General features: G+C 60.5%; 21 protein-coding genes. 7 read left to right on the top strand and 14 right to left on the bottom strand.

The window, feature by feature from the left end; all coding sequences use genetic code 11:
- Nucleotides 1-54 precede the first annotated feature (54 nt).
- On the bottom strand, nt 55-1,071 hold the full coding sequence (locus tag VFU66_RS08500; RefSeq protein ID WP_326445811.1) for a M23 family metallopeptidase: 1,017 nt from the start codon (nt 1,069-1,071) through the stop codon (nt 55-57).
- A 257-nt stretch (nt 1,072-1,328) separates the two neighbouring features.
- Here VFU66_RS08500 and thiL point away from each other — a divergent pair, with 257 nt between their 5' ends.
- From thiL to VFU66_RS08485, 3 genes are read left to right on the top strand one after another with little or no spacing between them, the layout of a single operon-like run.
- Nucleotides 1,329-2,378, top strand: coding sequence for a thiamine-phosphate kinase (gene thiL, locus VFU66_RS08495; RefSeq protein WP_326445810.1), 1,050 nt, complete (start codon nt 1,329-1,331; stop codon nt 2,376-2,378).
- A 39-nt stretch (nt 2,379-2,417) separates the two neighbouring features.
- Nucleotides 2,418-3,539 (top strand): cystathionine gamma-lyase, encoded by a 1,122-nt coding sequence (locus tag VFU66_RS08490; RefSeq protein WP_326445809.1) that lies wholly within the window; start codon nt 2,418-2,420, stop codon nt 3,537-3,539.
- Nucleotides 3,536-4,129 (top strand): hypothetical protein, encoded by a 594-nt coding sequence (locus VFU66_RS08485; protein ID WP_326445808.1) that lies wholly within the window; start codon nt 3,536-3,538, stop codon nt 4,127-4,129. Before VFU66_RS08490 ends, VFU66_RS08485 begins: the two co-directional genes overlap by 4 nt.
- A 19-nt stretch (nt 4,130-4,148) precedes the next feature.
- On the opposite strand, the gene VFU66_RS08480 is transcribed toward VFU66_RS08485, so the two are convergent.
- The 5 genes from VFU66_RS08480 to VFU66_RS08460 form a co-directional block, all read right to left on the bottom strand.
- Entirely contained in the window at nt 4,149-7,340 is a 3,192-nt protein-coding gene (locus VFU66_RS08480; RefSeq protein WP_326445807.1) for a TonB-dependent receptor, read from the bottom strand.
- A gap of 254 nt (nt 7,341-7,594) precedes the next feature.
- The gene (locus VFU66_RS08475) at nt 7,595-8,686 is read right to left on the bottom strand and encodes a YeiH family protein (RefSeq protein WP_326445806.1); all 1,092 of its coding nucleotides are present in this window, start codon (nt 8,684-8,686) and stop codon (nt 7,595-7,597) included.
- Between the two features lie 18 nt (nt 8,687-8,704).
- On the bottom strand, nt 8,705-8,836 hold the full coding sequence (locus VFU66_RS08470; protein WP_326445805.1) for a hypothetical protein: 132 nt from the start codon (nt 8,834-8,836) through the stop codon (nt 8,705-8,707).
- Between the two features lie 481 nt (nt 8,837-9,317).
- Nucleotides 9,318-9,686 carry a hypothetical protein gene (locus VFU66_RS08465; RefSeq protein ID WP_326445804.1) on the bottom strand — a complete coding sequence of 123 codons (369 nt, stop codon included), beginning with the start codon at nt 9,684-9,686 and terminating at the stop codon, nt 9,318-9,320.
- A 75-nt stretch (nt 9,687-9,761) separates the two neighbouring features.
- On the bottom strand, nt 9,762-11,585 hold the full coding sequence (locus VFU66_RS08460; RefSeq protein ID WP_326445803.1) for a phosphoenolpyruvate carboxykinase (GTP): 1,824 nt from the start codon (nt 11,583-11,585) through the stop codon (nt 9,762-9,764).
- A gap of 130 nt (nt 11,586-11,715) precedes the next feature.
- On the opposite strand from VFU66_RS08460, the gene VFU66_RS08455 reads away from it, so the two are divergent.
- A complete protein-coding gene (locus VFU66_RS08455; protein WP_326445802.1) occupies nt 11,716-13,206 on the top strand; it encodes a rhamnogalacturonan acetylesterase in 1,491 nt (496 codons plus the stop codon).
- Between the two features lie 6 nt (nt 13,207-13,212).
- On the opposite strand, the gene VFU66_RS08450 is transcribed toward VFU66_RS08455, so the two are convergent.
- The 3 genes from VFU66_RS08450 to VFU66_RS08440 form a co-directional block, all read right to left on the bottom strand.
- Nucleotides 13,213-14,577 (bottom strand): glycoside hydrolase family 28 protein, encoded by a 1,365-nt coding sequence (locus VFU66_RS08450; protein ID WP_326445801.1) that lies wholly within the window; start codon nt 14,575-14,577, stop codon nt 13,213-13,215.
- A gap of 38 nt (nt 14,578-14,615) precedes the next feature.
- On the bottom strand, nt 14,616-15,692 hold the full coding sequence (locus VFU66_RS08445; RefSeq protein WP_326445800.1) for a glycoside hydrolase family 130 protein: 1,077 nt from the start codon (nt 15,690-15,692) through the stop codon (nt 14,616-14,618).
- A gap of 234 nt (nt 15,693-15,926) precedes the next feature.
- Nucleotides 15,927-17,000, bottom strand: coding sequence for an AI-2E family transporter (locus tag VFU66_RS08440; RefSeq protein WP_326445799.1), 1,074 nt, complete (start codon nt 16,998-17,000; stop codon nt 15,927-15,929).
- 177 nt (nt 17,001-17,177) lie between these two features.
- Between VFU66_RS08440 and VFU66_RS08435 the strand changes: the two genes are divergently transcribed.
- From VFU66_RS08435 to VFU66_RS08425, 3 genes are read left to right on the top strand one after another with little or no spacing between them, the layout of a single operon-like run.
- Complete coding sequence (locus VFU66_RS08435) at nt 17,178-17,354, top strand: type II toxin-antitoxin system Phd/YefM family antitoxin (RefSeq protein WP_326445798.1); 177 nt, start codon at nt 17,178-17,180, stop codon at nt 17,352-17,354.
- 8 nt (nt 17,355-17,362) lie between these two features.
- Nucleotides 17,363-18,421, top strand: coding sequence for a DNA cytosine methyltransferase (locus VFU66_RS08430; RefSeq protein ID WP_326445797.1), 1,059 nt, complete (start codon nt 17,363-17,365; stop codon nt 18,419-18,421).
- 8 nt (nt 18,422-18,429) lie between these two features.
- Nucleotides 18,430-19,413, top strand: coding sequence for a BsuBI/PstI family type II restriction endonuclease (locus VFU66_RS08425; RefSeq protein WP_326445796.1), 984 nt, complete (start codon nt 18,430-18,432; stop codon nt 19,411-19,413).
- Between the two features lie 491 nt (nt 19,414-19,904).
- Here VFU66_RS08425 and VFU66_RS08420 read toward each other — a convergent pair whose 3' ends face one another.
- The 5 genes from VFU66_RS08420 to lptE all read right to left on the bottom strand — a co-directional run bounded on the left by VFU66_RS08420 (nt 19,905) and on the right by lptE (nt 24,136).
- On the bottom strand, nt 19,905-20,378 hold the full coding sequence (locus tag VFU66_RS08420; protein WP_326445795.1) for a DUF4142 domain-containing protein: 474 nt from the start codon (nt 20,376-20,378) through the stop codon (nt 19,905-19,907).
- 295 nt (nt 20,379-20,673) lie between these two features.
- Nucleotides 20,674-21,141: a hypothetical protein gene (locus tag VFU66_RS08415; protein WP_326445794.1), complete on the bottom strand. Its 468-nt coding sequence runs from the start codon at nt 21,139-21,141 to the stop codon at nt 20,674-20,676.
- Between the two features lie 3 nt (nt 21,142-21,144).
- Complete coding sequence (locus VFU66_RS08410) at nt 21,145-22,209, bottom strand: GmrSD restriction endonuclease domain-containing protein (protein WP_326445793.1); 1,065 nt, start codon at nt 22,207-22,209, stop codon at nt 21,145-21,147.
- A gap of 38 nt (nt 22,210-22,247) precedes the next feature.
- Nucleotides 22,248-23,621: a DNA polymerase III subunit delta gene (gene holA / locus VFU66_RS08405; RefSeq protein WP_326445792.1), complete on the bottom strand. Its 1,374-nt coding sequence runs from the start codon at nt 23,619-23,621 to the stop codon at nt 22,248-22,250.
- Nucleotides 23,621-24,136 carry an LPS assembly lipoprotein LptE gene (lptE, locus tag VFU66_RS08400; RefSeq protein ID WP_326445791.1) on the bottom strand — a complete coding sequence of 172 codons (516 nt, stop codon included), beginning with the start codon at nt 24,134-24,136 and terminating at the stop codon, nt 23,621-23,623. The genes holA and lptE overlap by 1 nt, the downstream gene beginning before the upstream one ends.
- Nucleotides 24,137-24,252 lie beyond the last annotated feature (116 nt).

Here is a 24,252-nt window from a genome sequence, read left to right as displayed (position 1 = left end):
GGAGTGGTCCGCTGCCGTTTCTCGTTGTCTTCTCTGGCATCATGCCCGCCGCCTTCAGCCTTTCGGTGTCGTATCGCCGAGGCCCGCCAGAGTCACCCGTAGATACTTGTGCGGATTGACCGGCGTGTTGTGGATTCTGACTTCGTAGTGCAGATGTGATCCGGTGGCGCGGCCGCTGTGGCCGACGTATCCGATGATCTGCCCGCGGACGACCGATTCACCGGCGATGCAGGCGAATCCCGACATGTGTCCGTAGACGGTCTCGATGCCATGCCCGTGGTCGATGACGACCTCGCGGCCATAGCCGCTGCCCAGCGAGGCCTTGATGACGATGCCGTCGCCGGTGGCGCGGATGGGAACGCCATTGGGCGCGCCAATGTCGATGCCGGTATGGAACTCGCCTTCACCGTTGCCGAGAACCGGGTCCTCGCGCTCGCCAAAGCTGCTGGTAATCGGTCCGGTGATGGGCCACAGCGTCGGGATATACGAAGCGAGATCCTGGCCGATGGTCGGCATATCGAAGAGGCTGCCTGTGTTCCGGCCTCCCAGCGTGGCTGCGGCGCGGGTCGCCAGGCCGTTCATAGCCGAGTTACGCAGCGCATAGAACGCATCGACCGACTTGTAGTACGAAGCGTCCGTCAACCCGTTATTGGGGTCGGTGATCGTGGTGGAGGCGATGGCCTCTTCCACGTCCTCGTGTTTGCCGTGGCGGCGCGAGGTCAGCTTTTCAACCGGCATGGAGAGCTTGTTGGCGGTCAGTCCGTAGAGCGCGGAGACTTCGCCGGCGAGCGAGCCCAGGGATGCGGCCTCGACGTCTTTCTCGTGCGCGGCCTTCTCCAGGTGGGCGTAATCCTTTTGCAGAGAGTTGTGGTCGGCGCGGAGCTGGTTGAATCTCGCTGTCTTGATCAACATGCGCGAATACGAGCCGGCCAGGCCGGTGATCGTGAACATGCCGATGGCTGCCGCCGCGACGAAGATGTACGCATAGTGCAGGGGCACGGGAACCTTGTTCACTGTGCCGTCTTCGTCACGGCTGACGAAAATGATGTAGTACCGTTTCTTGAGACTCAATCCGCAACCCTGGCCCAGATTTTGACCGCCAGACGACAACGGTTCGGAGAGATTGCAACCGGAATAGAACTATCCCGGGGAATCATCGGTGCCAAATGCGTTTCGGCAATTCCGATTTGCGATTGCAATTCTCTCTTGAGCTTCCTCTCAGGGTACCAAACAGGTAACACCCCTGCAACTTACTTTAGTCCTGTATTCCACAGGCGGTATCCCACTTCCGGGGGATGCCGCACTGCCATGTATGCTTGGCTTCAGAGATGAAACGGCCGCCTAAACCGATGAGCGAGCTTGCGTTGATCGAGCAGATACGCCGCGAGTTTGCGACTGCGCGTGGCAGGCACGTTGCGCTCGGTATCGGTGACGACTGCGCCATCCTGCGGCCTCCTGCCGGGTCGGAGATTGTCGTGACGACGGACTTCACGCTGGAGGGTCGGCATTTTTTGCGCGGCATCCATCCGGCTGAGTCGGTCGGGCATCGTGCGTTGGCGCGTGGACTCAGCGACCTGGCCGCCATGGGAGCCGAACCACTGGCTGCATTTCTTTCGCTGGCGCTACCTGCTGAGCTGGTGGCGAAGACCGAAGGCCGCCGCTGGATTGCGCGATTTTTTGCCGGCTTGCGGACGCTGGCTGAACGCTCGAACGTGCCGCTGGCCGGAGGCGATACGTCCGAGTCGCCGCGCGAGACTGCGGCTTCAGGCGGTCTTATCCTTGCTGACATTGTGCTGGTGGGCGCGACTCCCAAGGGCAGGGCGCTGCGGCGCTCGGGTGCGAAGCCGGGCGACCTGCTCTACGTGACCGGGCAGCTTGGCGGGGCGGCTGCCGAACTGGCCCGGATGCTGAAACACAAACGACCTGTGAAGGCCGGGCCTGCGGAAGGGCATCCGCACCTGTTTCCTGAGCCTCGCCTCGCCGCGGGTCGCGCCCTGCTGAAGCGCGGGCTGGCCAGCGCATGCATCGACCTGAGCGACGGGCTTTCGACTGATCTCGCGCATCTGTGCCGGGCTTCGGGTGTTCATGCCGAAGTCGAGCAATCGCTGCTTTCGATTCACTCTCTGGCAGGCAGGCTCCCGGCTGAGGCGGCGCTCCACGCGGCCCTGCATGGAGGCGAGGACTACGAGCTGCTCTTTGCCGCTCCGGCTGGAGTTCGCGTGCCGAAGTCGATTGCCGGAGTCTCGGTTGCGCGCATTGGTCGCGTGATGCCGAAACGCGAGGGGCGTCCGCTCATGGTGCTTGTGAAGCCTGATAACAGGCGCGTGGCGCTCGAACCGGCGGGATGGGAGCACTTCTCCCCAGTGAGCAAGAACTAAACGCTAGAGGCTGGAAGCGAAAAGCTATAACCTCAATCCATGCGCGAAACCACGCGAATCATCCGCTCGACCCTGACCGAGGCGAAGCCCGGCGAGCCGCTTCATGCGGGTCCGGTCTTTGCCGCTCCGTATCATGCGCCCGGCGATCCGGCGGGCATTCCCTACACGTATGCGCGCTCGCATAATCCTACGTGGACGGAGCTCGAGAAGGTCATTGGCCAGATGGAATCGGGCGAAGGCTCGAGCGCCAGCGCGATTGTGTTCAGCAGCGGCATGGCGGCGTGTGCTGCTGTGTTTGGCGCTGTGCTGCGTCCGGGAGATGTGGCTGTGCTTCCGGCAAATGCTTACTACGCGGCCCGCGTGTTGATGCAGGATTACTTCGTGAAGATGGGCATCACGCTGCGTACTGCGCCTACGGCCAACAATGCGCAGGTCGCGCAGCTTGAAGGGGCGAAGCTGTTATGGATCGAGTCGCCCAGCAATCCGACGATGGAGGTTGCCGACATCGCGCTGCTTGCTGAGGCCGCGCATCGGGAAGGCGCGCTGGTCGCCGTCGATAACACGACGCCCACGCCGATGGGCCAGCGGCCGCTTGCTCTGGGGGCGGACTTTTCTGTCGCCTCCGACACCAAGGCCATGACTGGCCACAGCGATTTGCTGCTCGGCCATGTGGCTGTGCGTGACCCGGAGCTGCGAGCGAAACTTGACCAGTGGAGAACGCTGACTGGAGCGGTGCTCGGCCCGATGGAGGCGTGGCTCGCGCTGCGCTCGATTGCGACGTTGCCGCTGCGGCTTGAACGTGCGTGCCAGAACGCGCAGCGCATCGCCGAGTTTCTCTCGACGCGGCGCGAGGTTTCTGCTGTTCTTTATCCCGGCTTACCGCAGCACCCCGGCCACGCCGTCGCAAAGAAGCAGATGCGCTACTTCGGCCCGGTCGTCAGCTTCATTCTCCGAGACAAGGCCGCTGCGGAAACATTCCTCAGCAAAGCGCAGCTCATTACGGACGCGACGAGCTTCGGCGGCATCACGACTACGGCAGAGCGTCGCGCGCGATGGGGAGGCGACGCCATCCCTGAAGGATTCATACGGCTGAGCGCAGGATGCGAGGACATCGCCGATCTGCTTGAAGACATCGCGCAGGCGCTTGAGGCCGCGCAATGAGCGAGACCGCCGCCTTCGCGCAGAACTGGCGCGCAGAGAAGCTTAGGCAGCCTCCTCTGATCGCACCCGCTCGCCAATTCACGTACCCACGGCAGATTGCGGGCGAAGAAGATGCCCTTGCGCGAGGGGCGTTGCAACTACTCGTACAGCCTGCGAGCGGAGGCACGTTTCTTGCTACCTGCGCGCTTGGCTTTACGGATCCGCGTATGCCGAGCGATGTCTATGCTTGTCCTGATCCGCAGGAGCTTTGCGCTGTTGCCGGGGGCTATGCCTACATCATCGACACCGCGCAGCCGGAGCGTAGCACGCACATCGACCAGAAGCCGGTCGTCGATGTGCGCGCGTTGCCTGCACAGGGCTTGCTGCTCTTCACTGGATTTCACTCCATCACAGCATGGGGCGAACACGGGCTGGCGTGGCAGTCCGCGCGTCTGAGTTGGGAAGGCGTGCGCATCACTGGCGTTGAGAACAACGCGCTCCTTGGCTTCGGCTGGAATATGTTGACCGACAAAGAAGTTGCTTTTACGCTCGACCTTCAGACCGGGCGCCACGAAGGCGGTGGGTACACCCCGCCTTCGCAGCGACGCTGATCTGCGGCTCCTCTTACCCTTAGAAGAGGAGCTTGAGGCCGACCTGCACCTGGCGCGAGTTGGTTGCCGTTGCCGTGATGACTCCAGCGGTGGGGCTGGCAACAGCGACGGCGTTCTGGTTAGCCGCCGTGCCCTGTGTCGGGCCGGAGGTGAAGACGACAGGGTTGGGCGTCGAGAAGTTGGTGCGGTTGAGGACGTTGAAGAACTCGGCGCGGAACTGCGCGTGAAGCCGCTCGGAGAGCTGCGCGGATTTGTGCAGCGCAAGGTCGAGATTGCTAAGGCCGGGGCCGGTGAGCGTATCGCGGCCCAGGTTGCCGACCGTGCCGTAGGCTGGCGCGGAGAAGGCTGCGGGGTTGAAGAACTGTCGCGGCGTTCGCAGATAGAGGTTGCCGCGGAAGTTGGGGTTGATGTCCGGACGGACGGGGTTGCGCGTGTCGCCCGAGCCGGTGGGGTTGTAGCCAAGCTGCGGCGAAAACGGGAAGCCGGACTGGAGTGCGGCGATGGCGCTGATGGTCCATCCGCTGACGGCGCGGTTGAGCGTTGGGTTGAGATTCGCGCCGATGGCGTGGTTGTGGCCAAACGGAAGGTCGTAGGTTCCATTAATCGAGACCAGGTGGCGGATGTCGGTCGCGGCCGGGCCGTAGTCGAGGCTGAGGTTCGCAGGATAGGAGACGTAGGCGGGCGTGTTGGCGCTGACGCTGGTGTTCCACGCCGAGCCGTTGTCGAGGTTCTTCGAGAACGTATAGTTTGCGCGCAACTGCAGGCCGTTCGCGTAGCTGCGGCGCAGGTCGAGGGTGAGCGCGTTGTAGTTGCTGACGCCTGCCGAGATCCACGATGTGGTGTTGGCGACAAGCGGGTTGGCTTTCACCGTTGTGGGATAAAAGACGCGGCCGTTGACGATGGTGGCGGCGGGCTCGTTCAAGTCTGCCGAGAGGATTTGATGGTAGCCGTGCGAGCCGGAGTAGCCCACGGTGAGTGACGTGTTCGGCGTGATCTCCTGCTCGACGTGGAGCGTCCAGCTCAGGACGGATGGCGTTTCGATGTCCGGCTGTACGCTGGACGGCGAGACGAGCGAGTTGGCTGAAGGTTTGGTGGACGCGGTGATGTGCAGGCTCGATACGGGCACGTTCGAGAGCGAGAGTGTGGTGTTGTATGGAGCAGCCTGGTCGAGGCGATAGTCGAGCGTGTCGAGCAGCGAGCGGTGCAGGCCGACGCCTGCACGGACTGCGGTTTTGCCGTTGCCGCGCACGTCCCAGGCGAGGCCGAGGCGCGGCTCGGGCAGGAACTTTGCGCGATTGGTAGTGAGTGCTGAGGCGCCGACGGTCGGGTTGGTATCGATGACGCCGTTGGTGAAGCCGTAGTTGGCGGCGCGGCCCTCGGACTCGTTCCAGCCGTTGGTGGACTCGAAGCGGAAGCCTGCGCGGAGTTCGAGGCGCGGCGTGAGGCGGACTGTGTCTTCGACGTAGCCTGCGCCCATCGTGGAGCGCCAGCCAAGTGCAGTCGGCGCGGGAACGACGGTGAAGGTCTTCACTGTTCCCTGCAGGAACGTGGCAAGCGAGGCAAACGACGCCTGCCCGTACTGGTTCTGCGCGAGGTTGTCGTTGGACTGGATGCGCTGGACCCATGCGCCTGCTTCGATCTGGTGACGGCCGCGCGTCCAGAAGATGTGGTCGTCGAAGGTGAAGAGGTTGCGCGCGGTGGTGTTGGCGGAGCCTACGTTCGCACCTGCGCCGGTAATCTGCGACGAACCGTTCGAGGCGGTCGAGCCGGCGATGACGATGGCCCCGATGGGCTTGCCTTCGACCCAGCCGGGGATGTTGGCAGCAGTGGTCCCGTCAAAGTAGAAGGCGGCACGCGAGAAGCCGAAGCGCGCGGTGTTCAGCAGGCTTGCGGAGAAGACGTGCTGCTCCTGCGCGGTGAGCACCTGTTCGCGGAGGCTTTCGTTGATGCGCGAAAAGGGATTCTGCGTGGGCGTGTCGGCGGTGGAGTCGTCGATAGTGTAGGTGGTGTAGAAGAGGTCGTTGGGGCTGATGTTGTTGTCGAAACGCAGCGTGCCGAAGTCTTCGCGGATGTGCTGCGTTGGGCTGGAGTAGGCGAGCGCGATGCCTGATCCCAGCTCGGGGCCGTTGGCTACAGGCCACAACGCGAGCAGAGGTTGCACGCTGGGCACGGCTGCCGCGCGGCTGGCGTTGTCGGGCACGAGCGTCACGTCGCTGAGGCCGAGGTTCTGGCGGTAGCCCTCATAGTTGGCGAAGGCGAAGAGTTTGTCTTTTCGTACAGGCCCGCCGAGCGACGCGCCGAAGTTGTTGCGCTGGAACTCGGGGATGCGCGCCTGGTCGAAGTAGTTGCGGGCGTCGAGCGCGGAGTTGCGCAGGAACTCGTAGGCCGAGCCGTGGAGATGATTGGTGCCGGAGGCGGTGACGATGGAGATCTGCGCGCCCTGCCGTTTGCCGTAACTGGCGGAGTAGGTGTCGGTGGCGACGTTGAACTCGCGGACGGCATCGACGCCGAGAAGTTGGCCGCTGGTGCCGCCGGGGGTGACGTTGATGAGCGATGCGCCGGTGTACTCGATGCCGTTGAGCAGGAAGAGATTGTCCTGTGGGCGGCGGCCGGAGATCGAAAACATGTTGCCGACCGAAGAGTTTGAGGTGCCGATAGAGCCCGAGCGTTGCCCGGAATAGTTGACCGTGCCGGGGTTGAGCGTGATGAGTTGGTCGTAGCTGCGGCCATTGAGCGGAAGTTGCCGGATCTGCCGCTCGTCGATGAGGCCGGAGGTCTGCTGCGTCGAGACATTGACGACGGCCGGTTTGTCTTCGACGGTTACTTGCTGCTGGACGGCATCGAGCGAAAGCATCAGGTCAATCTGCTTGGTCTCGGCGACGCTGAGAGTGATTCCCGTGCGCTTGGCGGACGCGAAGCCATCGTGCGCCGCGCTGATGGTGTAGTTGCCCGCGGGTATCGATGGTGCGGAGTAGCGGCCGTCGGAGCCGGTTACGAGAGTGCGTTCGTTACCGGTCTCGTTGTTGTGGATGAGGACGGCGACGCCTGACAGGGCTGCGCCGGTGGAGTCTGTCACTGTGCCTGAGAGCGTGCCGCCAGTGACCTGGGCCTCGGCGGCGATGGCGAGAAAAAAGGCGAGCGCGCCGATGAGCGCGAGGGCTGCGAGCGAAGTTCTTAAAACATAACGGAGCGTAAAGACAGAGTGATGCATGGAGGTCTCCTCAAGGTTGGTGCCGCGCGCCCGCGCGCAGTTCATGCGCACGGGGTCGCTATGCTTTTGTCGATTGTTTGTAGAAGGGGCTGGTTCTCGCTACGCGCGACAACGACAGCGTTGCATTCGGGCGGCGGGGCAAGTGTCTGCATCCCACCCATTGCGATGAAGCCGCGATAGATCGGGCACCCGCGAACTGCGGGGATTCTTCGCTTCGCTCAGAATGACAATTACCGATACTGAGAGCAGTTTTGTCATCGCGCGACTCCGTGGCTGTAGCTCCAGTAGACGAGCGCCAGCGTAACGAGGGCGATGAAGACTTCGCCGAGGATGCCGACGATCAGCGGACGCCAGCCCTGGCCGGTGAGGTCGCGCAGGTTGGTGCGCAGGCCGACTCCGGCAAATGCGGGCAGGAACGCCCAGTTCGCCAGATTCGACAGACTCGTAATCTGGCCGGTCGTGAAGAAGCCCGCCGTGGCCAGGACCGAGATGGCCATGAAGCCGAGGATGAACTTGGGAAACTTCTGCCAGAGGAAGATCCCTTTGTGCTGGACGCCGGGGGCGAGGCCGCGCGACGACCAGTAGATCGCATAGCCGAGCACGACGAATCCGATGAACGACGAGCGCGCCGTCTTGACGAGGATGGCCCAGCGGCCAGCGTCCTGCCCGTAGAGCGCGCCGGTGACGAGCGACTCGGCGGTATTGTCTACGGCGAGGCCGGCCCAGACGCCGTAGCCCTGCTGGCTCATGTGCAGCAGATGGCCGATGGCGGGGAACGTGACCAGCGCAATGGCGCCCAGTGTAAGGATGGCGGCGATGGCGGTGGAGGTGTCTTCTTCCTCGGGCTCGATGGCCCCCTGTGCGGCCATGATTGCAGTGACACCGCAGATGCTGCTGCCGATGGCCAACAGCGAGGTGAGTTTGGGCGGCAGTTTGAAGATGCGACCCAGCAGCGTCATCACGCTGAGCGAGAGTGCAAGCTCGACGGCGACCAGCAGCAGCGAGAGCCCGCCGATGTGCAGGACATCCTGCAATAAAAACCGCGCGCCGACCAGCACGATGCCGAGCTTGAGCCAAAGCTCGTAGGTGGCTACGCCGGGACGGAACCGCTCCGAGACGCCGAAGGTGTTGCCGATGGCGAGGCCTATCAGGATGGCGAGCAGGACGTACTCGATGCGGGGGATGAAGACGTGCGGGTAGCGCGTGTGCAGCAGCGTGAGCGCGCTCTGAAGCAGCTTCCCGGCGATCCCGATGCCGAACAGAAGCGCCACGCCGGGTAGCAGAGCGACGAGGCTCGGCGGCGTGCGCTGGGATTCGGTTGGGGTCAGGATCGCGGGAGAGGACATGCGCTTAGACGTGCGTCCTTAAAACGGGATCGAGGGGAGGATGTTGAAGCGAATCAGCGCCGCCAGAGCCAGACCCAGGGCGATAGCGACCAGGTCGATATTGATGCGGCTGCCGAGGTGGCTTGCGGTACGTTCCAGTGGTGCGGCCATGAAGTGCTCCTGCTGTAGTTCCAGTGTTCGGTCGAAGTGGGGCAAAAAGAAAAACCCACGTATCGCGGTTTGCGCTGATACGTGGGTTCCTGAAATTCACTAAGCTCTTACGGTCGAATCAAGTCGATTGGCTTAGGTGTGGGAGGCTCCAACGCAGCAGCAACAGTTGCCCATACAACAGAGGCAACAGGTACAAGCTGCGATGTGCATCAATCCCATGTGTTTAACCTAGAGGATTTGAGTGTTCACGTCAAGACGGGGATTCAGAAAGTGGGGGTTAAAAGAGGAAACCCACGCAGCGCGGTGGGGGCTGTTGCGTGGGTATTCCGGTAAAGCAACGAAGTGGGTGGACTTCGTTATGACTGACTCAACCCGAAGGGAGTCTTGCCACTCGCTTAAGGTAACGGTAAAAGCGGGCCGGAGTCAAGGGGGCTTTTAGCGGAAAGCTATCTTTTCCGGGGATTTCGGGGCATCTTCCCGCTCAGGGAATGTCCGTAATCAAGTCGCAGTTGCTGTAGGAGTTGTCCCGCAAGCCGGGTGCTCCCGCCGTGTGGATAAGCCGGTAAAAGGTCTGCGCAGCCCCCGCGTTTTGCGAGTCGTAGATATGAACGATTCGCTTCTTCATGTCGATTCCGTTGCGGTCGTAGCAATAGTATTTTTTCCCGACGTAGGTGCCTGGCAGCAGTCGTTTGGTCATGATGGCCTGCAGGCCGTAGCTGAGGTCATAGTTGTACGCCTTGTCGTGCAGGTAATCGGAGATGGGATAACCGGCGGCGTGGTCTTCGCCGTTTTTGAGTGCGAGCACCAGCGCCATATTGACTGCGCCGATCTGGTCGAATTTCACTGCCATTGCTGAGTCCTCTGCTTGAAGTGGGATGGGCTGCGGAACACAATCGTACACCCGGACAAAGGCTCGATGGAACGCTTAAAGGCGGCAGATCAACAGTTCGCGCTCGTAGACCATCTCCGGCGGCAGGTGGTCGTGGACCAGCAGGAAGAGTTCCTCGTGATCCATGACCTCGCGGCGCCACTGGGTACGGTCCACGCGCTGAAGCTCGTCGAACGCCTCGCGCGAAAAGTCCAGCCCCTTCCAGTTGATGTCCTCGTAGTGCGGCACCCAGCCGATGGGCGACTCTTTGCCGATGGCGCGTCCGCGCACGCGGTCCACAATCCACTTGAGCACGCGCATGTTTTCGCTGAAGCCCGGCCAGAGGAACTTACCGTCGGCGTCCTTGCGGAACCAGTTGACGTGGAAGATACGCGGCGTGGCCGAGAGGTTGCGCTGCATCCTGAGCCAGTGACGGAAGTAGTCGCCCATGTGGTAGCCGCAGAAGGGCAGCATGGCCATGGGGTCGCGCCGGACCTTGCCCAGAGCGCCGCCTGCGGCTGCCGTGGTCTCCGAGCCCATCGTGGCTCCCGCGTAGACGCCGCCCGACCAATTGAATGCCTGGTAGATCAGCGGCATGGTCCCGGCGCGGCGGCCGCCGAAGATGATGGCCGAGATAGGCACGCCGTCGGGGTCTTCCCACGCGGGGTCGATGGTGGGGCACTGGCTGGCTGGCGCTGTGAAGCGTCCATTCGGATGCGCGGCGGGCTTGCCGGTTTTTTTGCCGATGGCGGGCGTCCACTTTTCGCCGCGCCAGTCGATGCACTCGGCGGGCGGCTCGTCGGTCATGCCCTCCCACCACACGCCGCCTTCCGGCGTTAGCGCGACGTTGGTGAAGATGGTATTGCGCGCGAGCGTCGCCATCGCGTTCGGATTGGTCTTCGCGCTGGTGCCCGGCGCGACGCCGAAGAATCCGGCTTCCGGATTGATGGCGTGGAGTTGGCCGTCGGCGTCAGGCTTGATCCACGCAATATCGTCGCCGACCGTCCAGACCTTCCAGCCGTCGAAGCCCTTGGGCGGAATCATCATGGCGAAGTTCGTCTTGCCGCAGGCCGAAGGAAACGCAGCGGCGACATAGGTCTTCTCACGTGTGGGCGACTCGACGCCGAGGATGAGCATGTGCTCCGCCATCCAGCCTTCGTCGCGCGCGATGTTGGACGCGATGCGCAAGGCGAAGCACTTCTTGCCCAAGAGAGCGTTGCCGCCGTAGCCCGAGCCGTAGCTCCAGATCTCGCGCGACTCAGGGAAGTGGACGATGTATTTGGTCTCGTTGCAGGGCCAGGGGACGTCTTTTTCGCCCGGAGCCAGCGGCGCGCCGACCGTATGCATACATGGCACCACGCGCTTCTCGTCTTTATCGATCTCGGCAAAGACCGGCAGACCGATGCGCGCCATGATGCGCATGTTCACGACCGCGTAGGCAGAGTCAGTCAACTGCACGCCGATGCGCGACATCGGCGAACCGGTGTGGCCCATCGAGAAGGGAAGCACATACATCGTGCGCCCCTTCATGCTTCCGCGGAAGAGCTGCTTCAGGCGTCGGCGCATCACGTAGGGGTCTTCCCAGTTGTTCGTCGGCCCGGCGTTGTCCTTGGAGAGCGAGCAGATGAAAGTGCGGTCTTCCACGCGCGCCACGTCGTTGGGGCTCGAACGCGCAAGGTAGCAGTTGGGCCAGAGCTTCTGGTTCAGTCTGGTGAAGGTTCCTGCTTTGACGAGCTGGTCGCAGAGAAAGTCATACTCGGCCTCGGAGCCATCGACCCAGTGGATGTGCTCAGGCTGAGTCAGCTCTGCCATCTTTTCGACCCAGCGGATGAGGTGTTTGTTCGTCGTCGGCGGGGCAATGGTGTGGGTCGAATTCTTCATAGGCTCCTTATGGTTGGATGTCATACTTCACTCGTCGCAATACAGGTGTCAATCGTCTGTGCGTTTACCGTTCGACCATGAATAAGGATTTATCTCTCGGTCATATAAACTGCGTTCGAGGGAAATTTCGATGAATATTGGTTGGACCAAACTGGCAGTTGCAGTGTGCGCGCTGGCAGGGACGATGGCGATGGCGCAGGGCGATCCGGCGCGTGCATTCGATGCTGCGACTGCTGCAGTGCGCAAGCCGGGAACAGTGGTGCGCATCGACCTGATAGGCGATTCGACGCAGACGAACAACGCAGGCTATGGTCGAGGCTTCTGCGCGAACCTCACCGCAGTGGTCGATTGCGTGAACATGGCCAAGGGCGGCGCGAGCACGAAGACGTATCGTGCCGACGGGTTGTGGCAGCGCGCGCTTGAGACCAGGCCCGACTACATGCTGATTCAGTTCGGCCACAATGATGAGGCGTCGAAGCCGCCGCTGCCGCGCCAGACGACGATGGCCGAATATGAAGCCAATCTGCGGCGTTTCGTCGAAGAGGCGCGTGCGGCGGGCATCAAGCCGGTGCTGGTAACTCCGCTCACACGGCGCTACTTCGGTGCGGATGGCAAGATACACTCCGACCTCGCCGCGCACTCGGAGACGATGCGGCGCGTCGCTGCCGAGATGCATGTGCCGTTGATCGATTTGCAGGCGGACAGCATTGCATATCTCGACCAGGTCGGTGAAAAGGCAGGCGATGCACTGGCGATTACGAAGAAGAACGATGAGGGCAAGACAGTCTTCGACAAGACACACCTGAACTGGAAGGGTTCGTATATCTTCGGCAGAATCGTTGCGGTCGATCTGGGCAAAGCTGTTCCTGCGCTGTCGAAGTACGTTCAGCCGCAGGCTGTCGCGCTGCCGCCTGAAGGTGTGAAGGCGATGGCGATCATCAACGGCGCGCCGGTGAAGATTGTGCTTGTGGGCGACTCGACCGTGAACGCGGAAGGCGGCTGGGGCAAGGGCTTCTGCGCTATCGTGACGCCGAACGTGACCTGCATCAACGAGGCGCTTAACGGCCGCAGCTCGAAGAGCTTCATCGACGAAGGTGCATGGGCGAGAGCGTTGGCCGACAAGGGTGACTACTACCTGATCCAATTCGGACACAATGACCAGAAGCCGGACGCGAAGCGGCATACTGATCCCGATACGACGTATGCAGCGAATCTGCGCCGCTACATTGCGGACGTGCGCGCGATGGGCGGCGTGCCGGTGCTGGTCACGTCGCTCTCGCGGCGCAACTACCGCGACGGCAAACTGGTGCTCGATCTGACTGCGTATGCGGACGCCACGAAGCACGTGGGTGCGGAGGAGGACGTGACGGTCATCGACCTGAACGCAATGTCGGTGAAGCTGCTCGAAGGGATGACGCAGGCCGAGGCGGACCAGTTCGATGCAACAGGGCATCCCGATGCGAAGGCCGAGAACCACGGCTCAGTGAAGCTCGACCGGACGCACCTGAATGCGCACGGACAGGCTGTCTTCGGTCGCATGGTCGCCGATACGCTCGTGCGGACGCAGGTGGAGCTGGGGCCGGACATCGTCGGCGAACCGAAAGTTGCTGTGACGAAGTGAAGATGCCTATTCCGCAGGAAACGGCACGAACTTATCCTTGCACGATTCAGGCTTGCCGTTCGCGGGCTTGCCGGTGAGTGTCGAGTCGGTTCCGGCGGGGATGTCGAGATTGACCGGGCCGGGGCCGAGCGTGATGTCGGTGTGATTGACGGTGTAGCTGTACCTGGCCGAGGCTGCGTCTGTGAGCAGCACATCGTCGAGCCGGACACCGACGCGATGCGTGTGATCGTAGCCGTCGAAGAGAATCTTTCCTCCGCCGGAGACGCGCACGTTGTGGAGCGTGATGTCCTCGAACGTTGGGGGCGAGTTGCCTTCCACCGGGCCGTTGGCTGCGTAGGCTGCGGAGAGGTCGATGGGACGCGGTGAGTTGCGGATGCAGATGTCGTCATAGGCGACGTCATGCACGAGACCGCCGCGCGTGCCCATGGACTTGATGCGGATGCCGGAGTCTGGGCCGTCGAGCGAGAGGTCGGTGACGCGAAGCTTGCTGACGCCGCCGTTGGTCTCCGAGCCGATGGACATGCCGTGACCCCAGTAGAAGTGGTTGTGGATGACGCTCATGTTTGTCACGCCGCCGGGGCCGCCCTTGATGGCGACGTTGTCGTCGCCGGTGCGGATATAGCTGTGGGTGATGGTGATGTTCCTGGAGCCGGAGCCAGGGTCGATGCCGTCGGTGTTGCGGGCGAGGCGCTTGGGCGTGTTGATGCGGACACCCCAGACGGTGAAGCCGTTGCCGTGGTTGTAGACGACGTGGAAATTGGGCGAGTTACGAAGTGTGATGCGATAGAGGGTGAAGTTGTCGGCGTAGTTGGCGACGAGGATGCGCGGGACCTTCTGGCCTCCGATGCCGGGCTTGCGCGCCTGTTCGGCAAGGTCCCACCATGTCACGTTCTGGCCGAGGAGCTTCGAGCCGCCGCGCCCATCGATGGTGCCTTCTCCCATGATGCCTGCGCCGGAGATGTGGTCGGCGGAGATGAGCGGCTTGCAGCCTCCGCGCTCTTTGCTGACGATGCCGCAGCTTCCGGGCGAGGTTTCGTACTGCTTCGGGTCGCGCGAGGCATAGAGCGTGACGCCTTTGTCGAGGACGAGCGTGACGCCTGCGCGGAGTTCGAGCGGGCCGCTGAGGAAGGCGTCGCTGGCTCCATCAGCGGCGAGTTCTACGGCGTGGCCTTTGGCGCAGCGGTCGAGTGCCTGCTGGATGCGGGCGGTGTCGAGCTTCTGTTCGTCTGCTTCGCTGATGGTGTGCAGCTCTGCTTTCAGCGTGATGCAGGCGGGTGGGATGACGGGCTCGGTGATGGTGCGGGTGTCTTGAGCATGGAGTGGTGCAACGAGCGGTGCGGCGAGGCAGAGGAGAACGAGAAAGCGGCGCATGAGGCTCCTTGGTGGTCGTACCAATTATGCACCATGCGCTATGGAGCGGTAACGACTCCTACGTCGGAATCGGCGCAGCCGTAGTAGAGGAACCATTGGTTGTGGAAGTGGACGAGGCCTTCGGCGAAGGTGGTTCCGGCGACGTACTGGCCGGTCTTTTCCCAGGGCTCCTGGGGTTTCAGAACCGGAGCTTCAGTGCGGGCGAGCATGTGAGCAGGGTTGTGCGGGTCGAAGAGGGCTTCGCCGGCGGCGTAGGCGTTTGCTCCGAGTGCAGGGTCGCCGCGGGTGGGATCGTTTTTGCCGTTGTAGAGGACGACGATGCCGCGGCCGGTGAGGACGGGCGGCGGGCCGGTCTCGGGGAAGCCGGAGTCGAAGTGGCCGGGGCGTTTGGTCAGGATTTCGACGGGGCTGCCGTGGGCATCTTCAACGGGTGTCCAGTGGATGAGGTCGGGTGAGGTGGCGAGGTGGATGGCTCCTTCGCCCCAGTACATCCAGTACTTGCCGTTGATCTTTGCGGCTATGAGCTGGTCGCCGTCGAGCCGGGTGACGATGCCTCCGGACTTGTATTTGAGTGTGTCGTACTTGCCGTGGGCGGAGCCAAGGAAGGCTGGGCCGTGCCTGGTCCAGTGGGCGAGGTCGGGTGAGGTGGCGATGCCGATGGAGTGGGTGATGCGGTTCCACTGGGTGTAGGTCAGGACGTAGGTGTGGTCGGGCGCTTCGACGATGCGCGGGTCTTCGACTCCGCCGGGCCACTCGCGGGATTTCTGCGAGTCGTTGTCGGGGTAGAAGACGGGTTCGGGCTGGCGGGTGAAATGGATGCCGTCGTCGCTGACGGCGAGGCCGAGGCGGGAGGTGTGCTCGCCGATCTGCATCTTGCCGGTGTCGTCTTCGGCACGGTAGAGGACGTAGACTTTGCCGTCGTGGACGATGGCGGCGGGGTTGAAGGTGTGGAGCGCCTCCCAGTGGATGGGTTTTTGGGCAATGGGGTCGTGGAAGAGGCTCGCTTTGTTCGGGGTGATCACCGGGGCAGCGACGGGTCGGGCGAAGGGGCCGATCTGCCAGCCTGGTTTGGCTGCGGCGGTGAGGAGGATGGTCGCTGCGGCTACTAAAAACATCTTTCCGGCGATGTGTGGGAGGCGTTGTCTGACAGCAGGATTCGATGGTTTCGCGGCGCTGAGCAGACAATGCATGGTCTGGTCCCCCTCCCCCTACTTTAGTTCTAAAGTCCTTTGAACAAAAGACTTAAGTCCGGACTACCGGCGCACGTTGGTTGCCAAAGCGGGTGAAAGCAGAAAGCCCGGCACTCGGCCGGGCTGCTCTCTTCTCTTGATTTAAGTCTAGCAGGCGTGTCAAGAGTTTTGAGTATGTCCAACTCGATCGGCCGTCGCAGTGCGGGCGGTCCAGATGTCGAGCAGGGTGGCGGCGATGGTGAAGACGACCGGGCCGAGGATGATGCCAACGACGCCGAACAGGGCAATGCCTCCCAGGATAGCGAGCAGGATGATGGCGGTGTGGGCGCGAAGGCGCGTGCCGACCAGGATGGGGTAGAGGATGTTGTCGATGGTGCTGACGACGAGGCCTCCCCAGACGGCGAGCAGGGCGGCTTTACCCCAGTGGCCGCTAAGTCCGAGGTAGATGGCGATCGGCGCCCAGACGAGGAAGGAGCCGAAGGCCGGGATGATGGCGAGGGCGACGGTGGTGAAGCCCCAGAGCACGGGCGCGGGCACGCCGAGCGCCCAGAAGGCGAGGCCGGCGAGCAGGCCTTGAACGCAGGCGATGGCAAGGCGGCCGAGGGCGGTGGCGTAGATGGTGTCGCCAGTGCGGGTGAGCAGCTCGTCGGCTTCGTGGTTGTGGAGTGGAAGGATGGCTCGGAGGCTGGAGAGCGCGGGGTCGCGGTCGCGGAACAGAAAGAAGAGGAGGAAGAGCATGACGACGATCTGGGTGACGGCGCGGAAGGAGTTGCCGAGAACGCCGCCGAGGCGGGTGCCGATGTAGGAAGCGGCGGTCTGGGCGGCGCGGCCGGGGTCGATGGACGAGGAGACGGTCTGGATAGCGTCGGCGAGCGATGCATGGTTGGCGATGAAGCTGGCGACTTTCTGTTGGGTGGCCGGATTGCGCATGGCATCGACGGCGGAGAGGGCCTGGCGGCCAAGGCTCTGCACCGGAAAGAAGCTGGGAACAATGAGGGCGAGCACAACAAGCAGGACTGCGACCGCGGCGCAGGTGGACGGCTGCCTGATCCTGGATGCGAGCCAGTTGTACGGGCGCTGGGCGATGACGGCCAACACGATGGCTCCGATGATGGCCGTGTAGAAGGGCTGGAGCAGAAGCGCAACGACGACGAGTACACCAAGGGTGAGGAGGAAGAGGGTGATGCGCTTCCAGGGCGGCTCGGCGTGCGTGCTGGACGAGATGCTGGGCATGGTGCCTGCTCCGTGGCGCGAAGTGCTCTGGTTAGGGTATATGGATTTGGGGCTGGTGTGGTGCCCGTCGAAAGCCGGAGATTTACGAGATATAGACGCCCGCTATACTGGTTTTAAGTGGAGGTGCGCGATGGCGAGTTCCGTTGCAATGAGGGAAGCGCAGGAGCATCTGGGGAGTTGCTGGACCGTGCCGAGCGTGGGGAAGAGATTGTGATTGAGCGGAAGGGACATCCGGCGATGAAGCTGGTACCGGTTGTTGCTAAGGAGCCGACGCCAGCGAGGCGAGTCGGCGGCCAGAACCTGCTTGGGATTACTTATATTGCTCCGGATTTCGATGCGTCGATGACTCTATGAGAGGCGTTATGCACGGCACGAATCATCAACTTCTGTCTTCTAAGAGCGGTGCAGACTACCCGCAAACAGTGGACAATTTGCTTTGCCCCGCGATCTGGCGAAAGGAAACAGTCTTAGACTTGTTTGCGGGATGCGGTGGCTTTGCTCTGGGTTTCGAGGCGGCTGGATTCGACACGATTGGGTATGAGGCGAATGCTGACTGTTGCGCGACCTATCGTGCGAATCTGCATGGGAGTTGTGCGGAGCAATTCATCACAGTGGAGACGGAATTCCCCGTTGCCGACATCGTGATCGGTGGGCCGCCTTGCCAGCCATTCAGCGTTGGAGGTCATCAACTAGGCCTTGAGGACTCCAGGGATGGATTCCCTGCGTTTATTGCAGCTGTGGAACGGCTACAGCCGAAGTTATGGATGTTTGAAAATGTGCGAGGGCTTCTCTACAAGAATCGCTGGTATCTGGACCAGATCATTCAGAGGCTTGAGCGCTTTGGATACGTGGTCGACGCGAAGTTGCTGAATGCTTCTCACTATTTGGTGCCGCAGAGCCGTGAACGTCTCATCGTTGTCGGACACAAAGGAGGCTTTAAGTTCCCGGAGAAGAGTTCCGAGGTTATTACAGTGGGACGGGCCCTCGGCGGATTCTTGTTTTCCGAACCTGCCGAAGGAAAGTATCTGACACAAAGTATGGACGATTATGTGGCCAAGTATGAGAGGGCCTCCAAGTGCATCAATCCTCGGGATCTTGATCCGAATCGTCCATCGCGCACCATAACTTGCAGGAACCTCGGCGGCGCTACGGGCGACATGCAAAGAATAAAGCTGCCGAGTGGAAGGCGTAGACGCTTGACAGTCCGTGAGGGTGCGCGACTCCAGAGTTTTCCGGACTGGTTCGAATTCTGCGGTGGCGAGAGCAGCCAGTTCAATCAGGTGGGCAATGCTGTCCCGCCAATGTTTGCCTTTGCTCTAGCAAAGAGCGTCAGAGCATATCTCGACCAATCTCAATGGCTCAACGACGAATCCATACGAGAGTGCTGGTCGCCTGTTCAAGCATCGTTGGAACTTATTTAGGAGAAATTTTGACGCGAAGAAGCAGGCTGGAAACATTGGTAAGGGATGCCCTGTGTGCTTTGGCCGCGATTGGGATACCTCTGGATGGTGTGACAGAACGCCGCCGGGTCCGGATGGCAAAGGCCTTTCTCTCAGTTGCCGGAATGAAACCGGGGATGGATTGGTCCGAAGCCAGTGCTGACAATAGGCTGCGCTCGCGAGATGTAATCCGCTGGATGAATCAATATCTGGGAGAAGAGATCTCTTCCGGATCATACGACGATATCCGGAGGAAAGACCTTCTGCTTCCCGTCGAAGCGGGTATCGTCTTGAAGAGCGCCGGCAAAGTAGGAGCCGCAACGAACGATGGAACGAGACGCTACGCCCTCAGTTCGGAAGCGGCGACGTTGCTCCGGTCCTATCGATCGCCGGATTGGGACGTGCGGTTGGCTCAGTTTCTTGCGGGGAAGGAGAAGCTGGCCGACCAGTTGAAGAAGACACGACTACAGGGGCTCATTCCTATTACTGTAGGGTCGAGCGTGTTACGGTTTGGGCCGGGCGAGCACAATGAACTGCAAAAGGCTATTATCGAGGATTTTCTTCCGCGTTTTGGATATGTGGCAGAGGTTTTGTATGTTGGCGATACAGAAGAAAAGCTTCTTTTCGTCCAGGCGAATCGGTTGATGGGACTGGGTTTCTTTGAGCTTTCTCACAACAAATTGCCGGATGTCTTAGCTTATTCCGGCAGCAAGAACTGGTTGTTCTTGATCGAGGCCGTTCATTCCGCCAACCCAATTACCGAGCTGAGAAAGAGGGTCTTGGAGCAACTCACGAAAGAATGCAGTGCTGACATTATCTATGTCAGCGCATTCCTGTCTCGTGCCGCATTTAGGAAATTTGCGCGTGAGATTGCATGGGAGACTGAGGTATGGATTGCCGAATCTCCCGATCATCTCATCCACTTTAACGGGGACAAGTTCCTGGGGCCTCATGTTTCCGGAAATACCCGATAACGATTCTTGGTAAAAGGTTACAGTTCCGTGGCGAACTGGTGGTTCATAAGCGGCGGGTTTGGGTTCGGTGGAGAGGTCGAGGATAAGAGGTTCAAGGACCAGGAGCTTGTTTGCCGAGGTAGCGTAGCGATGGCCGCACCTTCGCTGCGTCGAAAAGACTCTACAGCATCACTCAAAGTTATAGAGCGGGCTTTCAGCCTTTTCGTATTCAACTGGCTTCAAACCCCAGGGCTGCGCCCTTGGCCGGTATGGTCCGGTCCTTCGGACCTTGAAGGTTGTGCTTCTGCACCTTCGAGAGAACAGCCCTAACTTACTGCCCGTTTTGCGGGATGGCCTTCAAAGCGGATCAGCAATCGGGAGTCTGTGGCTTTGGCGAAGCGTCCGAGCGTTTGCATGGATGGACGCACTTGTCCGCTTTGAGGGCGGGCAATGAGGGGGCATCCGGTTGGTTACTTCGCTTTCTCCAGAGCCTTGGCGTCATCGAGATGCTTCTACAGGACGGGCAAAGCCTCTTCTGCATAGGATTTCAGGGCCGCGTTTTCTGCGTCTGACGCTTCCTTTTTGTAGATGGCGATTGCCTGGGTATGGCCGGCAACCATCTCATGGATATAACGGCGATCGAAGGCAGCGCCTTTCAACTTTTGAAAAGGAGCGATCATCGCTTTATTGTGCGCGGCGTCGATCGCGTCGGGCCTGTTGAGGCTGGCCTGATGTGCGACATCGTATAGCTGGTTGAAGTCTTTGGTGTGATCGGTGACCAGCGTCTGGGCATAATCCTTTACTGACTGCGAGGAGGCTGCGGATTGCGCCAACTGCCCAAGATTGGCTTCTACCATGTCAGTTTGCGCGGCGAGATCGACAAATTTCTGGTCGCTCATTGCCGGCCCTTTTGCGGTCTTCGCTTGAGCCAAGGCAGGCGTCAAGCAGAGAGTCATGCAGCAGACGGATGAAAGAATATGTTTCATTTCTGATTCCTCCGAATCAACGAGTCCTTTAACAGTTGATGCCGATATGCACCGGGTGAGATGCCATGCGGAAGGGATGAATCGGAGGCAATCCGCTTTCGCTGGATGCCAGCTGGCCGCGATGAGTCAGTGGCGGACGATTGTTTCCATGCGATCAGAGTTCCATGGCGAACTGGTGGGTGGGGTCGTAGGGGGGCGGTTTGGGTGCCTGTGGCCGTTAGAGTGGAGTCGTCCTTCGGACGATGCCCACACATCAGAATCGATGTATGGGCACCCGGCAAAGCGGTTGATTACATCAACTTAATAAAGCCACTTCGACCGCCATAAGTATTCTTTCAGCAGCACCAATTGCGTCTTGCAGTTCCCTAAGAGTTATTTGAGAACCCTGCTTATGGGCAACGTCGTGTCTGTCACCTACAGCATTGCTATACAGGCTAACGTCCTTGTCATCTAGTTGATCGTTGAAATTGTTCTTGGTCTCATCACCAAACATCGCTAGTAGCTTGGAGATGTCTGATTTACCGACACTTCTGACAATACGCACGACGCTTGCTGCTATGTATGCCTTGACTCCCTCGTCGGCGAGAGTGCTTGTACGCAAGGCGACGAGTCTATAAATCTCTTGTTGAATATCCGCACACAGAATAACCACGAGGTATTGGGTGAGGTATGCTTCGATTGGAGAGCCCTCACAGGCTGTATCGGCGAGATGTTTTTCGCAGTCTTCCAACTGAGCTTTAGATCGAATTAAAGCTGAGCCCATCTTTTACTCTGATAACCAAGAAATTGCTTTGCCTATTCGGCTCTTAATTACTTTATCGTCACTTGTATCCTGCGTGACCCAATGAAGATAATCTTCCTGCCTGATGAGCTCGGCATATCTTTCGCCGAAATTAGTGACATTTCGATCTTGTGCTAAATGTGCCGCGATTAGCGTTGAGTCCAGAGCCGCATAATTGAGCCTTCCACGTAGGTGAAAAGGCTTCTCCCCCAGTTGCGCGAGCGCAAAGTGGAGCGTTTCGGTCCACTTCGTCTGCTCAGCCCGGAGTGCCGGATCACCTTCAACTTTGAAGCGTTTGTTAGCCTTCGCTAAAAACGAACTCAAAAAACGTTTCATCGGTTTTTGGTAAGTTGACCACTCCCGACTGAGTGCGAGTACGCGAAGGAGGAGCTCACTGTCACGAATTCGCTTGTCGAGCTTCGGCTGGCCGATAAGTTTTCGCCATTCTGGCGCGGAGTTCAAAGCATCAAGAAGATCAAAAAAAACGCCACTGTACACGCACTTCCTGATTTCCATCGGGTTCAAATTAATTCCGCCAGTATTCAAACGTTCAAAGATATGAAAAATACTTGAGTCGTCCTCGGGATCGAGCTGTTGAATGACGGTGGCACGCAACACCGTGTCATCGAGTTGAAGTCGATCAGATTCGGGAAGCTCTTGATAGGTCTTGCCATTCCATTTAGGCAAGACTCCCTTAAGTCTGAATATCTTCTCGTCGAATTCGTTCGCAAAAAAACGGACGGCTGTCAAAATACGTTGTTGGCCGTCCACAACTTGCAGCTTATTGGTGTTCCGTTCCTTGTAGAGAAAGACGCCGGGTACCGGCAAGCCCAGAAGAAAAGATTCTATTAACTTGCTCGCCTTCACCTGATCCCAAACATAAGAACGTTGAAACTTAGGGATGATGAGTTGTTTGGCATTCCATTTATCTAGGTATCCTCTGAGGGTTAAATCGGCAGGATAATAGGAGATGCGGAAAGCTTGCAGATCTTGCTCGTCTTCTTCTGATTCTTCCGTCTTGTCTATGTCCCAAGTATCAATTTCTTGCATGTAGGCTCCCGTGGACAAATCTACACCCTCCAAATTGTCTACAGCTCCATGGCGAACTGGTGGGTGGGGTCGTAGGTGTTGGGTTTGGGTTCGGTGGATAGGTCGAGGATGAGGCGTTCGAGGACGAGGAGTTTGTTGGCGGGGCTGGAGCGGAGTTCGAGGTCGGCGCGGGCTACCAGGCGGATGGCGCGGGTGAGGTCGCGGCGGGATTTGTAGCGGCGGGCCTGGCGGATGAGGTCTTCGGCGGCGAAGGGGGGCATCCGGAAGCCTTGCCATAAGGCCTGCCAGATGGCGCGTGAGTCGCGGACGTTTTTCTCCTGGATGATGAGCATCTGGCGGAAGGTTCGGGCCAGCATGTACAGGTGGCCGATGGCCGCGTCTTCTCCTCCGTCGGAGGCATTGAGCAGGCCATGCAGGAGCTGGAGCGCGCGGGGACGGTCTTTTGCGCTGATGGCGTCGGTGAGTTCGTAGAGGCTGCGCTGCTTGGCCGCGAGGACCATGGTTTCGACGTCGCCGAGGGTGACTCGGTTGCGGGCTAATGCGGGAGGGGCGGGCTTTGTCTCATCCCACCCCTCGCGGTGAGACTGCGAAGGATGGGGCACCCGGGATTGGGTGGCTGGCGCGGAGGAAGACAACCGCAGGTCCTTCGACTCCGGGCTGCGCTCTTCGCTCAGGATGACACCTTCATTTTGGATTTGTGGCGCTTCGATCCCAGGTCCCAAAGGCGGGACCTGGGGCACCCGGTCTAGTGGCGGGGCGGAGACGTAGAGGAGGAGTTTTTCGAACTCGGAGGCGATGAGCATCATGTCGGCGCCGAGGGCGTCGACCAGCTCGCGGGCGGCGTCGGGGTCGAAGCGGATGTTGCGAGATTCGGCAGTCGTCGTCACCCATTTGACGGCGTCGTTTTCGTCGACGCGGGCGAGTTCAACGAGGCCGCACCAGTCGCCGAGGGTCTCGCGGATTTTTTCGTAACGTTCCTTGTCCTGGTAGTCCATCTTGCGCAAGTCGGTGGGGATGCGGAGGTGGTCCGCGACGAAGAGGATGACGGCTTGCGGGTTGGGCGAGCGGAAGTAGCTGTCGATGGCGGCGAATTCTTCCTTCTTGCTGCCGCGTGTGTAGAGCTGCTTGAGGTTGCGGACGAAGAGGACCTGGAATGGAGCCATCAGCGATGGGGTCTGGGCGCGGTCGAGGATCTCGAAGATGCTGGTCTCGGCGAGGTCGAGGTCGTGGAGCGAGAAGTCGCGGGCGTCTTCGGGGACGAGTGTGCTGAGGATCGCTTTTCGGCAGCGGTCGTAGAGGAAGATTTCGTCGCCGAGGAGGACGTAGCCGGGACGGATCGCCGGGGTGGCGGGCGAACTGATCTCCGCGATGAATCGGTCGGTGGAGGCGAAGGATTTGAGGGACGTGGTCATCAGAACGACTCCAGCATATCGCTGACGACGGTCTGGGCGAAGTCTTTTGCGACACGGTTGACGGCGGCGTTATCTTCCTGGATGAAGCCGTTGAGGTCCTGGGTGGACTGGTACTGCTCGCGGTAGAGGATGCGGTCGTTGCGGTAGAGGACGCGGCCATCGTGCGCAGTGAGGACGACTTTGGCGGTGATGCTGAGCAGGTAGCTGGAGGACTGGCCGGTGGCGGCGTCGTAAGTGAGCGGGGCGACGGTCTGGGAGAGGATGGTGCCGGTGAGGGTGGCGTCGGCATTGGGGGTGTCGGAGTTGAGGATGCGGTAGCGGGTGCGGGTGTTCAGTTCGCGGATGACGGCCTGGGTGAAGGCCATCTCGGTGTGGAAGGCCTGGGCGTGCGTGGTGAAGATGGGCACGGCGAGCGTGCGAACGTTCGCGGGAATGTGCGTCGCGGAGCCGGCCTGGTGGTAGCCGCAGCCGGTGAGGGGCATGAGAAGGAGGAGGATGAGCGAGAGGTACTTCATGCGTCGTGCTTTTATTGTCGCATTGAGGGTGGACAGTGGTCGTTGTTCAAAGACGAAAGCAGGTCCTCCCGCTTCCCACCCCAGCCAGCAAGCTGGCCGGGGACGCCGTTCGCGGA

This window comes from Edaphobacter sp., from assembly GCF_035763405.1.
GTDB lineage: Bacteria > Acidobacteriota > Terriglobia > Terriglobales > Acidobacteriaceae > Edaphobacter.
Note: the sequence above shows the minus strand (reverse complement) of the source record. Positions and strands in the feature narration are given on the sequence as shown.

What these genes read in the sequence shown, in the direction of transcription:
- thiL (WP_326445810.1), top strand. Translation starts at nt 1,329, where the DNA reads ATGAAACGGCCGCCTAAACCGATGAGCGAGCTTGCGTTGATCGAGCAG.
- VFU66_RS08490 (WP_326445809.1), top strand. Translation starts at nt 2,418, where the DNA reads ATGCGCGAAACCACGCGAATCATCCGCTCGACCCTGACCGAGGCGAAG.
- VFU66_RS08485 (WP_326445808.1), top strand. Translation starts at nt 3,536, where the DNA reads ATGAGCGAGACCGCCGCCTTCGCGCAGAACTGGCGCGCAGAGAAGCTT.
- VFU66_RS08480 (WP_326445807.1), bottom strand. Translation starts at nt 7,340, where the DNA reads ATGCATCACTCTGTCTTTACGCTCCGTTATGTTTTAAGAACTTCGCTC.
- VFU66_RS08475 (WP_326445806.1), bottom strand. Translation starts at nt 8,686, where the DNA reads ATGTCCTCTCCCGCGATCCTGACCCCAACCGAATCCCAGCGCACGCCG.
- VFU66_RS08470 (WP_326445805.1), bottom strand. Translation starts at nt 8,836, where the DNA reads ATGGCCGCACCACTGGAACGTACCGCAAGCCACCTCGGCAGCCGCATC.
- VFU66_RS08465 (WP_326445804.1), bottom strand. Translation starts at nt 9,686, where the DNA reads ATGGCAGTGAAATTCGACCAGATCGGCGCAGTCAATATGGCGCTGGTG.
- VFU66_RS08460 (WP_326445803.1), bottom strand. Translation starts at nt 11,585, where the DNA reads ATGAAGAATTCGACCCACACCATTGCCCCGCCGACGACGAACAAACAC.
- VFU66_RS08455 (WP_326445802.1), top strand. Translation starts at nt 11,716, where the DNA reads ATGAATATTGGTTGGACCAAACTGGCAGTTGCAGTGTGCGCGCTGGCA.
- VFU66_RS08450 (WP_326445801.1), bottom strand. Translation starts at nt 14,577, where the DNA reads ATGCGCCGCTTTCTCGTTCTCCTCTGCCTCGCCGCACCGCTCGTTGCA.
- VFU66_RS08445 (WP_326445800.1), bottom strand. Translation starts at nt 15,692, where the DNA reads ATGTTTTTAGTAGCCGCAGCGACCATCCTCCTCACCGCCGCAGCCAAA.
- VFU66_RS08440 (WP_326445799.1), bottom strand. Translation starts at nt 17,000, where the DNA reads ATGCCCAGCATCTCGTCCAGCACGCACGCCGAGCCGCCCTGGAAGCGC.
- VFU66_RS08430 (WP_326445797.1), top strand. Translation starts at nt 17,363, where the DNA reads ATGCACGGCACGAATCATCAACTTCTGTCTTCTAAGAGCGGTGCAGAC.
- VFU66_RS08420 (WP_326445795.1), bottom strand. Translation starts at nt 20,378, where the DNA reads ATGAAACATATTCTTTCATCCGTCTGCTGCATGACTCTCTGCTTGACG.
- VFU66_RS08415 (WP_326445794.1), bottom strand. Translation starts at nt 21,141, where the DNA reads ATGGGCTCAGCTTTAATTCGATCTAAAGCTCAGTTGGAAGACTGCGAA.
- VFU66_RS08410 (WP_326445793.1), bottom strand. Translation starts at nt 22,209, where the DNA reads ATGCAAGAAATTGATACTTGGGACATAGACAAGACGGAAGAATCAGAA.
- holA (WP_326445792.1), bottom strand. Translation starts at nt 23,621, where the DNA reads ATGACCACGTCCCTCAAATCCTTCGCCTCCACCGACCGATTCATCGCG.
- lptE (WP_326445791.1), bottom strand. Translation starts at nt 24,136, where the DNA reads ATGAAGTACCTCTCGCTCATCCTCCTCCTTCTCATGCCCCTCACCGGC.